Annotated in this window: 10 protein-coding genes; 2 read left to right on the plus strand and 8 right to left on the minus strand. The window is 48.6% G+C overall.

The window, feature by feature from the left end; all coding sequences use genetic code 11:
- Positions 1 to 39: 39 nt before the first annotated feature.
- The 3 genes from tgt to scfA form a co-directional block, all read right to left on the minus strand.
- The gene (tgt, locus tag FYJ39_RS09365) at positions 40 to 1,179 is read right to left on the minus strand and encodes a tRNA guanosine(34) transglycosylase Tgt (protein ID WP_154472203.1); all 1,140 of its coding nucleotides are present in this window, start codon (positions 1,177 to 1,179) and stop codon (positions 40 to 42) included.
- Between the two features lie 9 nt (positions 1,180 to 1,188).
- Positions 1,189 to 2,589, minus strand: coding sequence for a thioether cross-link-forming SCIFF peptide maturase (gene scfB, locus FYJ39_RS09370; RefSeq protein WP_287848405.1), 1,401 nt, complete (start codon positions 2,587 to 2,589; stop codon positions 1,189 to 1,191).
- Between the two features lie 129 nt (positions 2,590 to 2,718).
- Entirely contained in the window at positions 2,719 to 2,865 is a 147-nt protein-coding gene (gene scfA, locus FYJ39_RS09375; RefSeq protein ID WP_154472204.1) for a six-cysteine ranthipeptide SCIFF, read from the minus strand.
- Between the two features lie 174 nt (positions 2,866 to 3,039).
- Between scfA and FYJ39_RS09380 the strand changes: the two genes are divergently transcribed.
- Positions 3,040 to 3,399: a TIGR04086 family membrane protein gene (locus FYJ39_RS09380; RefSeq protein WP_154472205.1), complete on the plus strand. Its 360-nt coding sequence runs from the start codon at positions 3,040 to 3,042 to the stop codon at positions 3,397 to 3,399.
- Positions 3,400 to 3,630: 231 nt separating this feature from the next.
- Here FYJ39_RS09380 and FYJ39_RS09385 read toward each other — a convergent pair whose 3' ends face one another.
- Entirely contained in the window at positions 3,631 to 4,113 is a 483-nt protein-coding gene (locus FYJ39_RS09385; RefSeq protein ID WP_154472206.1) for a signal peptidase II, read from the minus strand.
- A 121-nt stretch (positions 4,114 to 4,234) separates the two neighbouring features.
- Here FYJ39_RS09385 and FYJ39_RS09390 point away from each other — a divergent pair, with 121 nt between their 5' ends.
- Complete coding sequence (locus FYJ39_RS09390; RefSeq protein ID WP_154472207.1) at positions 4,235 to 5,986, plus strand: S8 family peptidase; 1,752 nt, start codon at positions 4,235 to 4,237, stop codon at positions 5,984 to 5,986.
- An 8-nt stretch (positions 5,987 to 5,994) separates the two neighbouring features.
- On the opposite strand, the gene clpX is transcribed toward FYJ39_RS09390, so the two are convergent.
- From clpX to FYJ39_RS09410, 4 genes are all read right to left on the minus strand, one after another.
- Entirely contained in the window at positions 5,995 to 7,422 is a 1,428-nt protein-coding gene (clpX, locus tag FYJ39_RS09395) for an ATP-dependent Clp protease ATP-binding subunit ClpX (RefSeq protein WP_154472208.1), read from the minus strand.
- A gap of 127 nt (positions 7,423 to 7,549) precedes the next feature.
- Positions 7,550 to 8,953 (minus strand): S1C family serine protease, encoded by a 1,404-nt coding sequence (locus FYJ39_RS09400; protein ID WP_154472209.1) that lies wholly within the window; start codon positions 8,951 to 8,953, stop codon positions 7,550 to 7,552.
- A 74-nt stretch (positions 8,954 to 9,027) separates the two neighbouring features.
- The gene (locus FYJ39_RS09405; RefSeq protein WP_154472210.1) at positions 9,028 to 11,106 is read right to left on the minus strand and encodes an LCP family protein; all 2,079 of its coding nucleotides are present in this window, start codon (positions 11,104 to 11,106) and stop codon (positions 9,028 to 9,030) included.
- 39 nt (positions 11,107 to 11,145) lie between these two features.
- The gene (locus FYJ39_RS09410) at positions 11,146 to 12,564 is read right to left on the minus strand and encodes an undecaprenyl-phosphate glucose phosphotransferase (RefSeq protein WP_154472211.1); all 1,419 of its coding nucleotides are present in this window, start codon (positions 12,562 to 12,564) and stop codon (positions 11,146 to 11,148) included.
- Between the last annotated feature and the right edge of the window lie 89 nt (positions 12,565 to 12,653).

Here is a 12,653-nt window from a genome sequence, read left to right on the forward strand (position 1 = left end):
TGCCTGCTGTCTGGTCACAGCAGTTTTTATTTCGTGGATTTAGCCTTTGGGGGGGCCTTCCATACCGGCAAGCTTGGAGGCTTTATACCCGGCATAACGGCGCTCCCTGATAGCTTCGCGAATCTCTTTCATCATTGTATTATAAAAATACAAATTATGCAAGGTGCATAATCTCATTCCCAGCATTTCTTTCGCTTTTAGCAGGTGACGGATGTAAGCTCTGCTGTAGGAGCGGCAGGCCGGACAGCCGCAGCCTTCCTCAATGGGACGGGAATCCAGCTCGTACTGCTGGTTGAACAGATTAAGCTTTCCCTGATTCGTGTAAACGTGACCGTGACGCCCGTTTCTGGAGGGGTAGACACAATCGAAAAAGTCCACGCCCCGATCCACCGCTTCCAGAATATTGGCAGGAGTCCCTACACCCATCAGGTATACAGGCTTATCCTCCGGCAGATGAGGAACTGTCACATCCAGTATATGGTACATTTCTTCATGGCTCTCTCCCACTGCCAGGCCGCCGATTGCGTAGCCGTCCAGATTCATCTCACGGATGGTTCTGGCGTGCTCTATACGGATCTCATCCACTACTCCTCCCTGATTGATGCCGAAAAGCAGCTGCTCCCGGTTCACCGTATCTGGAAGAGCGTTAAGCCGGGCCATCTCCTCCTTGCACCGGAGGAGCCAGCGGGTGGTACGGTCAACAGAATCCCGGATATACTGGTCGCTTGCACGGCTGGGAGGACATTCATCAAAGGCCATCGCAATCGTGGAGCCCAGATTGGACTGAATCTGCATGCTTTCCTCCGGCCCCATAAATATCTTGTGGCCATCTATATGGGAGTTAAAATGAACGCCTTCCTCTCTGATCCTTCTCAGCTTAGCCAGGGAAAATACCTGAAAGCCGCCGGAATCCGTAAGAATAGGCCTGTCCCAGTTCATAAATTTATGCAGACCGCCAAACTGCTTAATCAGCCTGTCACCTGTACGCACATGAAGATGATAGGTATTGGACAGCTCTACCTGAGTTCCGATTTCCCGCAGATCATCGGTGGATACGGCCCCCTTAATCGCCCCCACGGTTCCCACATTCATAAACACCGGAGTTTCAATGATTCCGTGAACTGTCTCCATCCTGGCGCTCTTAGCCCTTCCATCCTTTGTCAACACCTCATATTTCATATCCCAAACTCAGACCTCGTCATCTGCCAAAGCAGCCTTAATCATGATAGCGCACTCAATCCGTTTTTTTTGCATCTCACAGCCGATTTCATATGCGCCGTTAATAGAACCGCTGAAATTGTAGGAATTGGCGGAACATCCGCCGCTGCAGTAGAATCTGGCAAAGCAGTCCCTGCAGGCTTCCTTCGCATATACATTACAGGTTTTAAACTCATCCCGTATGCCCGTGTTCACAATTCCTGTATCTACATTTCCCAGGAGGAACGCTTCATTGCCAACAAACTGATGGCAGGGATATAAGTCGCCCCAGGGAGTAACAGCCAGATACTCTGTGCCGGAGCCACAGCCTGCCATACGCTTCGCAACACAGGGGCCCGCGTTTAAATCCAGCATAAAATGAAAAAAATTAAAGCCTCTTCCTTCCTTCTTCCGCTTAATAAATTCCAGAGCCAGCTTATCGTATTCCTTCAGAATCGCAGGAATATCCTCCTTGCGGATTGCATATGGTTCATTCGGATCAGCCACTACAGGCTCCATAGACATCTGCTTAAATCCCAAATCCGCATAGTGGATAACATCATCCGCAAAGTCCAGATTATTCCTGGTGAAGGTTCCCCGGACATAGTAATTCGTCTGATTCCGGCTCTCTGCAAATTTTTGGAATTTCGGTACAATCAGGCTGTAGCTTCCGCTGCCATTTCTAAAAGGACGCATCTTGTCGTTGATATCCTTTCGTCCATCCAGGCTCAAGACTACGTTGCTCATCTCCCGGTTACAGAACTCCATAATTTCATCGTTTAGGAGAACTCCGTTGGTCGTCAGGGTAAAGCGGAACCGTTTGTGGAACGCTTCCTCCTTGGAGCGGCCATACTCCACCAGCCCCTTAACTACCTCCCAGTTTAAAAGAGGCTCGCCTCCAAAAAAATCCACCTCCAGATGCTCTCTGCTTCCGGAGTTGGCGATGAGAAAATCCAGAGCTTTCCGTCCCACTTCATAGCTCATCAGAGCACGGCGGCCATGATACTCCCCCTCCTCCGCAAAGCAATAGCGGCATGCCAGATTACAGTCGTGAGCAATGTGAAGGCACAGAGCCTTAACAACCGTCTTTCTCTTTTTAAAGTCCACTACAAAATCACGGTAAATATCCTTTGTAAGAAGCTGTTCTGCATTAATAAGGGTCTGAATATCCTCCAGTCCTTCCTCCAGCTCCTTGTGGCTGTAGCGGTCCTGAAGGGCAGAAAATACCTCCGTCTTAATGTCTTGAGGCAGCTCTTCGGGCTGCTCCATTTCGGGAAGCTTTCTTGAAATAATCTCAGCCTCATCATACACGACCGGAGCCACTACATGGACGGAGCCACTATTCACATCCAGTATAATATGATACCCATTATTGATAAATTGATGAATCACAGATTTACACTCACTTTCTACGAGGCAAAAATCCCCGGCTCTTTTACAGAATGCCACATGACAAAGCCCCTATAATCCCATCGACCATAGGGGCTTTCATTACCATTCCTGCTGTTTTATGCTGTCAGATTAATGCCTTGAATTCTCACAGCTCTGATTACCAACGGTGCAGGACGTCTTACAGGCTGACTGGCAGGAAGTCTGGCACTCGCCGCATCCGCCCTTCTTCATAGTATCTTTTAAGGTATTAATATTCAATGTTTTAACGTGCTTCATATTACGGCACCTCCTGTTAATTTAGTTTTACAGTCCTATATGTAATTCGTAAGAATTATAACACAGGTTCATGCCCCTTGCAACGGGAAATTCGCCTGATTGGTTGTCATATTTTCCGGTATGGAGCGAATATACTGCTACAAAGTTTCTTAAATATAAAAGGAGAACTACCTTATGGAAAATGGAATTGTAAAACCCATGATCCGATCCCTGCTTATCTCCTATGTGTTGTCCGGAATCCTTCTGGCCGCTCTGGCATTTGCCCTCTATAAACTGCGCCTGAAAGAGGGACAGGTGAACCTGATGGTATTTGCCGTCTACTTTATCACCTGTCTGGCAGGAGGCCTTCTTGCCGGAAAACGGATTCGCCAGCGTCGTTTCTTCTGGGGACTGCTGTCCGGCCTCCTTTATTTTCTGGTCCTTTTTGCAGTTTCCTGGGCAATGAACATAGGAACCCCTATGGACATGGAACGCTCCGTCATTGTTATGGGGCTATGTGCCCTTGGAGGTACCATCGGAGGTATGATGAGCTAAAGACATCACCCCCATCTCCTAAGGAGAGAGCCGAACACACACTCAAAAACGGGCTGAACACCGGAGCCAGGAACAAGCTAACAGGCAGAGCTGAAAACAAGTGCGCAAAGACGGCGCTAGAAGCGCTTAAAGTCAAAGCCAGGTCAATGCCTCTAAAGCCAAGAGGGTATCCCAAACGTAGAACTTTGAGTATAAAGTGACGTTTGAGCCACCCTCTTTTCAGACTTCCCGTCAAATGTTTTTCTTCTCCCCCATCACCTTCAGACTTCCCACTGCCTGAGAAATGATAAAGACAGCGCTCCCAAGAAACACAAACATATCCCCCAGATTGAATACAACCTTTTTAAGCCTCTTCCATTCAATCGAAAAATAGTCCACCACATACCCCCGGACCAGACGGTCATAGAGATTGCTTACAGCGCCGCCCAGAGCGATGGATAGACCCAGCTTTTCCAATGTCCGGCCTTTTTCCGTCATAAAAGCTCCCAGCGCCCCTGCCATAGCCGATATGACCATCAGAGGAATCGCCTTTACCAACTCCGGCTTCTCCCTCAGAAAGCCAAAGGGAAAACCATGATTGTGGTTTTTATGAAGCTGAATCATACCCCTGGCGGCAATTAACTCCCTTGGAAATGTATCAGCATCTTGTTTCTCTATTAAGCTTTTTATTCCTAAATCCAGGCCAGCCAGACCGCCTATAATCCATCCATACATTTTACTCGCTCATCCTTTCCTAGCTTTTCTTACATTCTACTATGTTCTCCCACTGAATGTCCAGTGAAAGGTTTCTTAAGTTCTGCATATACTATTACAAATGTCCTTTATGAGGTATGCTATGGCAGCCTGTCCCTTCAACCCAGCCTCTGAAACCATCGCAGACTTTATCTTCCGTAACGGAAGTCAGCAGCAGATTAGGGGGAATCCGGAAAATATTCCATGCTTGGATTATATCAGCTATGACTTCTCAGTCATTTATATACCTCTGGAGACCGTGGAACCCATCTCTTTGAGAAGCTATTCCTATTACAGTATACCCGGTCTCTACACCCTCTTAGACAGCTCCAATATGGAGGCCTCCGGCATTATCTCCACCTTTAACTCCCCCGCCTTAAGCAACAAGGGACGCGGAACTCTGATTGGATTTATTGATACTGGCATTGACTACACGAATCCTCTGTTCCGTTATCCTGACGGTTCCACCAGAATCGCTTCCATCTGGGATCAAAGCCTTCCTGAGGATACGGATATAATGCCTCCGGGCGTTCCCGACTACTACAGAGCCAGCGGAGCCAGCTACGGAACAGAATATACAAGAGAAGATATTGATCAGGCGCTCCGTTCGGATGATCCTCTTTCTTTTGTCCCCTCCACCGATACCAACGGACATGGCACCTTTCTGGCAGGGATTGCGGCAGGGGGCTCACTGCCGGAACAGGACTTTACCGGGGCTGCGCCTGAATGCGAGCTTCTGGTTGTAAAGCTAAAGCCCGCAAAGCAGTATCTCCGGGATTTCTATCTCATACCATCGGAGGCTCCTGCTTTTCAGGAAAATGACATAATGATGGGAATAAAATACTTGCGGACGATAGCTTACCGCCTTGGACGCCCTCTGGTCATTCTCCTTGGTCTGGGCTCTAATCTGGGAAGCCACGAGGGAACTTCTCCATTAAGTATAATGCTCCAAGATATCAGCCGTACCTTAGGCACTGCCACCATCATCGCTGCAGGCAATGAGACTGGAAGAGGCCATCACTATCTGGGAAATATTCCTTCCGGTCAGGAGCGGGATGATGTGGAAATCCGGGTAGGGGAGGAGGAATCCAGAAGAGGCTTCTCGGTAGAGCTCTGGTCCTCCACAGCCGATACCGTCTCTGTAGGCTTCGTATCACCCAGCGGCGAAACCATCAGCCGTATTCCTATTATAGCCAATAATGAAACCTCTATCCCTTTCCTTCTGGAATCCACGGTTATAACCGTGAATTATCAGTTAATTGAAGTCGGCTCCGGAAGACAGCTGATATTTATGCGTTTCAAAACTCCCACTGTAGGCATTTGGACCATCCGGGTGTATAATACCCAGTTTCTTACAGGACAGTTCCACATGTGGCTTCCTGTTGTAAACTTTATCTCTGACGAAACGGTATTTCTCCGGCCCAATCCCTATACCACCATCACTCAACCTGGCAATACCAATTCGCCCATTACAGTGGCAGCCTACAATCACTTGAACAATGGTATTTATATCCACTCTAGCCGCGGCTTCACAATAATCGGCTATGTAAAACCTGATTTGACAGCTCCTGGCGTAGATATTACAGGCCCGGCCGTGGGAAGAAGAAATGGCGCTGCCGTCCCTATGACCACTCGTTCCGGCACCTCCGTGGCTGCCGCCCACGTTGCTGGCGCTGCCGCCAATTTGCTGAGCTGGGGCATTGTGGAAGGTAACGACACCATTATGAGCGAAGCGGCTATCAAGGCCTATTTAATTCGGGGGGCGCAAAGAAATCCAGCACTCAGCTATCCCAACAGAGAATGGGGGTACGGAGTGATGGATTTATATCAGACATTTTTACATCTAAGGGAATAGAGAAGGGCTCAGCCTCTCATCTGTACCAGAGGCCCGCCGTTTTTTTCCAGATAGGGACGTGTCACTACAACGGAGCCGATATTGGAATCCTTTGGTATCTCATACATGATATCCAGCATAAATTCCTCCAGTATAGCTCTCAAAGCCCTGGCTCCAGTTCCACGCTTGATTGCTTCTCGTGCTATCCATCTGAGAGCGTCCTCCTCAAATACCAGCCTTACCTCGTCCATAGCCAGCAGCTTCTCATACTGCTTCGTGATGGCATTTTTCGGCTCTCTTAGAATCCGGATCATCATATCCTCCGTAAGCCCCTGGAGGCTCACTGTCACAGGCAGTCTTCCCAGAAACTCAGGGATCATGCCAAAGGCCCGAAGATCCTCATTGGTCACATAGTTTAGAATATCTGGCTCATTGTCAAAAGCATCTTTGAGGACAGAGCCAAAGCCAATGGAGGCCTTTTTCTTAAGACGCTCCTTGATAATCTCATCCAAATCAGGGAATGCTCCTCCGCAGATAAACAGTATATTATCAGTGTTCACCGTAGCCATAGGCGTCATTGCATTTTTCTGGTTGGAGCCTACCGGCACCTCCACCGTACTTCCCTCCAACAGCTTTAAAAGCTCCTGCTGTACCGACTCACCACTGACGTCCCTGGTGTTGGTTTGCTTTTTCTTGGCAATCTTATCAATTTCATCAATAAAGATAATGCCCCGCTCCGCCCGCTCCACATCATTTCCAGCGGCTGCTAAAAGCTTGGAAACCACGCTTTCAATATCATCTCCTATGTAGCCTGCCTCTGTAAGAGAGGTAGCGTCGGCAATGGCCAGAGGTACATCCAAAAGCTTAGCTAGTGTTTTTACAAGATAGGTTTTGCCGCAGCCCGTAGGCCCAAGCATCAAAATATTGGACTTCTCGATCACAATATCCTCCTCTCCTGAGCCAGACTGCCGGGTCTCTGAGCTCAGTCCGAGAAACGCCCGTTTGTAGTGGTTATACACAGCGACGGAAACTACCTTCTTAGCCTTCTCCTGTCCCACAATATATTCATCCAGCTTTTCCTTAATCACATGGGGAGCAGGAATATCCTTCATAGTCAAAAACGGCTGCTCCCGGGACTTCTTTTTAAGCTTCTGCTTCTTCGGAATCTCCGCGGCAGGAGGCGTCAGATCCAGATCCCTGATATTCATATTCATATAGGGCATATTGGACAGCTTTGAAAAATCCATGCCTCCCTTTGTAACCGAATCAAAAGCCTTCTGCATACAGTCATGACACAGGTTCATGCCTCCCGGCATAGATATCATAGGGCCTGTCTTTCCCTCCGGCCTGCGGCACATATAGCAGACCTTCTCATAGCTGTCCTCCTCTTTTTCCTCTGTATGGTTATCGGAGGTATCCGGGCTCTTTGTATCTTTTCTATAATCTTTGTCGTCCAAGTTAGTTCTCCTCCCTTTCAACAGGGCTGGGATACAATGACTGCCAGCCCGGATCTAAGTATATAACAAAATGCTTCCCCAAACAAGAGGAAGCATTTTCATTTATTATTCTTTTGAAAAATTTAAGCTATCGAGCCTGGGATTTCCTTCCATTTTGAGCTTTCTCCTGGGGCATCGCCTTTAAGGTTATGGTGACAGTTTGCTCCGCATACTGCCCGCCCTCCTGACGCTGAACTGTAAGCTCTATCTGCTCACCCTTCTCGTAGCCGCTTATAATCTCCTGAAGCTGGGTCATATCCTTTACTGTCTGAGCATCCACCTTTGTAATAATATCCTTTTCTTTCAAGCCGCTTCCTGCCGCAGCCCCGTCCTCAAGTATCTTATATACATAAGCTCCCTTAGGCATTCCAAAGCTTCTGGAGGTATTATCATCCACGCTGATTCCCTGAATCCCCAGATAGCCTCTTTTCTCCTCCGCCACAGACTTCCTGGTTCTGCGGTTCATCAGCTGGTTTAAAATCTCATCTACCTTTGACACAGGAATGGCATATCCCATTCCCTCTACCTCTGTGGAGGAATATTTAGCAACATTGATACCAATTACCTCGCCCCTCATGTTGAGCAGAGCGCCGCCGCTGTTGCCAGGATTAATGGCAGCATCTGTCTGAAGAAGGGTTCTTGTGGCTGTATTGGACACCTGAACCTCTCTATTCAGAGCGCTGACATATCCCACTGTAACAGATTGTCCGTACCCAAGGGCATTGCCGATGGCAACCACGCCCTGCCCCACCTTCAGCTCATCGGAGCTTCCAAGCTTTGCCACCCTAATTCTGCTTCTGGTATCTGCTGTAATTACCTCAAGGGGTATGGCAATCACAGCCAGATCGGATTCAGAGTCCGTCCCTTTGATGGCTGCGTCCACCACCTGATCATCAATAAATGCTACCCTTAAGGAGGAGGCGTCTTCCACTACATGGTTATTAGTTACAATCAGCAGCTCCTTATCATTTTCACCGATGATAATGCCGGAGCCGCTGTTAGGTACTTCATAGGTCTGCGGAACTCCCCCTCCGAAGAACCACCCATAGCCATAATTGCCACTTTGATACACGGTAGTGCTTGTGATAGCCACAACGGAGGGCATGGCTGCCTCCACAATATCGGATACATCGGACATCGGTGCATTTTCTATGTTTGACATTGGCTGTACTCCCGGCTCCGTTCTCTCGCCGCCGTCTGTAAAGGTTCTGTTCTCCACCCGCTTATCCTCCGGCACAGACGAAGCTGCGGCAGGCCCCAGATACCTGGGGGCGGCTATATGAATACCTGCCATAACGCCTCCGGCTACCGTTCCAAACCAAACAGAGCCTGCCGTTATCAACGCAGCCTTCTTTAAAATCCGTCCTTTTTTCTTAGGAGGCCTGGAGCTGTCAAAGGGCTGTCCCGCCGGAGGAGCCTGATGATAGAGCTGATTTCTGTATGGCTGATTATTGTATGCTTTCCATTGGTACGGTTCTTTCTCATCGTACATGATATCTACTCCTTTCCCACAGGCTTATGTCATCACCATTTCTCCATAAGCTTAGCAAGGAAATGTGAAAATCCTTATTGTCCGGGACCTATGATAACAGAGCCGGGTCCGCTGCTGCCACCGGGATAGGCGGCGCCGCCAGGATATGTCTCAGCAGGCATCGTAGGAGTAACCGGTCTTGTAGGCGCCGCCCCCGGACCTGTAACCTGATCACTGGCAGAAGTGGTTCCTCCCGGCATGACAATGCCTGAGCCAGGCCGGCTGCTTCCAGGATAATTGCCACTGCTCTCGGAAGGTAAGGTCTGTCCCGGCCGAGTCCCTGTACCTGGGCGGCCGCCAGGATACCCATAATCCCAATTCTCCGGCGGATCTAATGGATTGCCATATTCATCGGTTTCCATCTCCAGTCCCCATTCATACTCACCATCAATGATGCTCTCCTCTGTCTCAGATGCTCTGCTTTGATCCGTTTCCTTTTCAGTTTCCTTCTCTGTGGCTTCTGTTACCTGGGGCGCTTCCGTAGTCTTCGGAATATATCCTCCGTCGGTTCCCACCTTGTCGATAGGCTTTCCTTCGTTATACATACCCGTATCGGCAGAAATCTTGGCGCTGATCTTTTTCACCATATCACTTGGCTGATAATCCTCCTCCCCATAGAGGAACTGATGGAGACGGATTACATTGCTCTCCAGAGTCTGAGGAATTACACAGTCCCCCTTCTTTCCCATATTGGCGTCACTTCTGGCCCAGGGAAAGCCTGCTGTATCCGCAATGGTATACCGGGTCAGGTTCTTGGCAGCTGGAATTACATCACCCAGCGTAATACTGGAAAGAATCTGTGGAAATACTACCTCCATCACGTTATTTACTACGGAAAAATCCGACTGCTTCAGCTTCTGGAAGCTTAAATCAATAATCTTGCGCTGCCGCTCCGTTCTGGCAAAGTCCGTATCCATCTTGCGAAGTCTTGCATAAGCCACTGCCTGAACACCGTCCAGATGGTTCATTCCCGCTTTCTTTAAGTGAACGGAGGCAACTCCCGTGGCCTTAACCGTCTCTGTAATAAAGGCGTTGATATAATGAAATTCCGCTTTACTCAGCTCCACATCCACACCGCCCAGAATATTAATGGCGTCTGCCACTGCCTTCCAATTAAAGGTAGCAAAATCGTCTATCTGCAAATCCAGGTTCCGGTTCAAGGCTTTAACAGCCTGATCAGGCCCTCCTGTAAAATAAGCCTGGTTAATTTTATTATATTTTCCGTTCTCGTCCACATTCAGATAGGAATCCCTGAAAATGCTGACCAGCTTAATCTCGCCATTATCCTGGTTGATGCTGCAAATTATAATAACATCCGCATTATTTCCTTTTCCAACAGCATCATCACGGCTGTCTACGCCAAAGAGCGCTACCGTCCAATAGCCCTTCATGCTCTCGATCTTCTGGGCGCTCAGGTTTTCATTGCGCACTTTCCCAATATCAAAATTTGTGGGACGCTGAATCATGTTGTACTTTTTAATTATATTGCGGGCTGTCCATATACCGCAGAGCAGTACTACCTCCAGGATGATCATGACCAGAAGCCATCTGCGGCGCTTTCTGTTCTTAACTCCTGCCAGATCTGCGGCTGCTGTCTCCAGGCCTGCCTTACGGCTGGCTGTACCAGCTCCTGCGCTTCTGCGAAATGCCGTATCCCTGGGCTGGCCTCCTCTGACGTCACCTGCTTTTGATTCAGAAGGCGGATGTACCCTTCCTCCTGCATTCCTAGCCGGCTGGCTGTTCAGAGTAGCCCTGGGACTTCCCGCTGCGGCACGGCTGGCTCCCACGGCTCTGGTTCCATTCCCTTCTGCTGCTATGCGCCGGCTTGCCGCTGCTCCCGCTGTGTTATCTCCAAGATTCCCACTTCTGCCCCCGTATCCTTTGGCTGACGCCCGGCTGCTGACTGACGGCCTGGCAGAACTGCCCTGGACAGCTCTTTGGCTTCCTCTCTCTGCCCTCAGACCTGAGCGCTCTGCTCTGGGAGCTCTGGGCTGCCTGGGAGGAGCCACATCCGAATCAGACCGGAAGCCGCCGGCTGCTGGGTAACGCCGCCTGCTGCGGCTTCTGAATCTTTCCTCATCCTGTCCAAACTCATTCTCATAATCACGGCTCATTCGTTCATCCTCATTCCCATTTCTATAGGATATACATACTTAATATGCGTTTTTATTAATAAATCCTTTAAACACAGTTAAAAACATAATTTTAAAATCAAAACCAATGCTCCAGTTTTCAATATAGTAAAGGTCGTGCTCTATCCTCTTTGTGATAGAAGTATCGCCCCGATAGCCATTAACCTGAGCCCAGCCTGTAAGCCCCGGACGAACCTGATGCTTGATCATATAGCGTGGAATCTCTTCCTTAAATTTCTCAACAAACAGAGGGCGCTCCGGTCTTGGTCCCACCAGGCTCATGTCACCCATAAGAATATTGAAAAACTGTGGCATCTCGTCAATACTGGTCTTGCGAATAAAACGTCCCACAGGCGTAACTCTGGGATCATGGGGCGTTGTCCACTGTTTTTGCTCCTTTTGGGGGTCCTGAACTTCCATGGAGCGGAATTTATACATTTTAAAGGGGCGATTATGCCGTCCAATGCGCTCCTGACCGAACAATACAGGCCCCTTAGACGTTGTCTTTACTAATAATGCTGTTACGAGCATAACCGGTGAAAACACAATTAGACCAAACAGGGCGCCCACAATATCCACCGCCCGTTTCAGCGTTGCATTAAACACGCCCGTTAAGGGTACATGGCGGATATGGATAACCGGAAGTCCCTGAAGGTCTTCCATATAAGGTATAGTTGGTATCATATTATTATAATCTGGAATAAACTTTGTATGCACACCGGATTTCTCACAGGCTGCTACTATTTGTTCCAGATGAGAGTATTCCTCAAGGCTTAGAGTAACCTCAATTTCATCCAGAGTGTTGGATGCCAGAAAGGTTTCCAGATGATCCGTATGGCCCAAAACCTGTATTCCCCGATATTCCAAGCCAGCCGGCTGACTGTCGTCCAAAATTCCATGTATATGGTAGCCCCATTCAGGATTGGCAGCTACCCGGTCAATAAAGCCTTCCGCCGCACGGCTGTAGCCGATTAGCAGCACATGCTTCTGATTATAGCCATAGGTTCGAAGAGAGCGCAGAAACAGCCGTATGGTCATCCGTTCCGCTTCCAGCAGCAGAATGTTAATGGCAAAAAAAGCCAGAAGCATTTTTGTGGAGAAAAACTCATTATGCATGATATACCTTCTGGCTCCGAAAAGCACGAAGGTAAAGAGCATCAGGCCTATGATATTAGCCTTGCATATATTGGCAAACTCCGAACGCCTCCCCTGCACCCGTTTAGGCACATACAGGTGAAAGCTGGCATAAAGAATCAGATAAACTGGTAAAATAAAGACAAGAGCCAGAAAGTATATCCGGGGCTTAAGCACACCCCCATCCAGAGGTATCACATTTCCGCTGATGACGATAAACCACGCCAGAGCATAGGCTGCTGCCGTTACAATCACATCCAGCAGAACATGAAGGCGGTTCAGCCGTTTCTGGTTATCCTTAATCATGTTAATCACCTTGTTTTCTCAGGACTTCCCTTTTTTCCTCAAATATCTTTGTTATTATACATGATATAGCTCCATTATTCTATAGCATT

It is taken from the genome of Clostridium porci (assembly GCF_009696375.1).
Classification (GTDB): Bacteria; Bacillota; Clostridia; order Lachnospirales; family Lachnospiraceae; genus Enterocloster; species Enterocloster porci.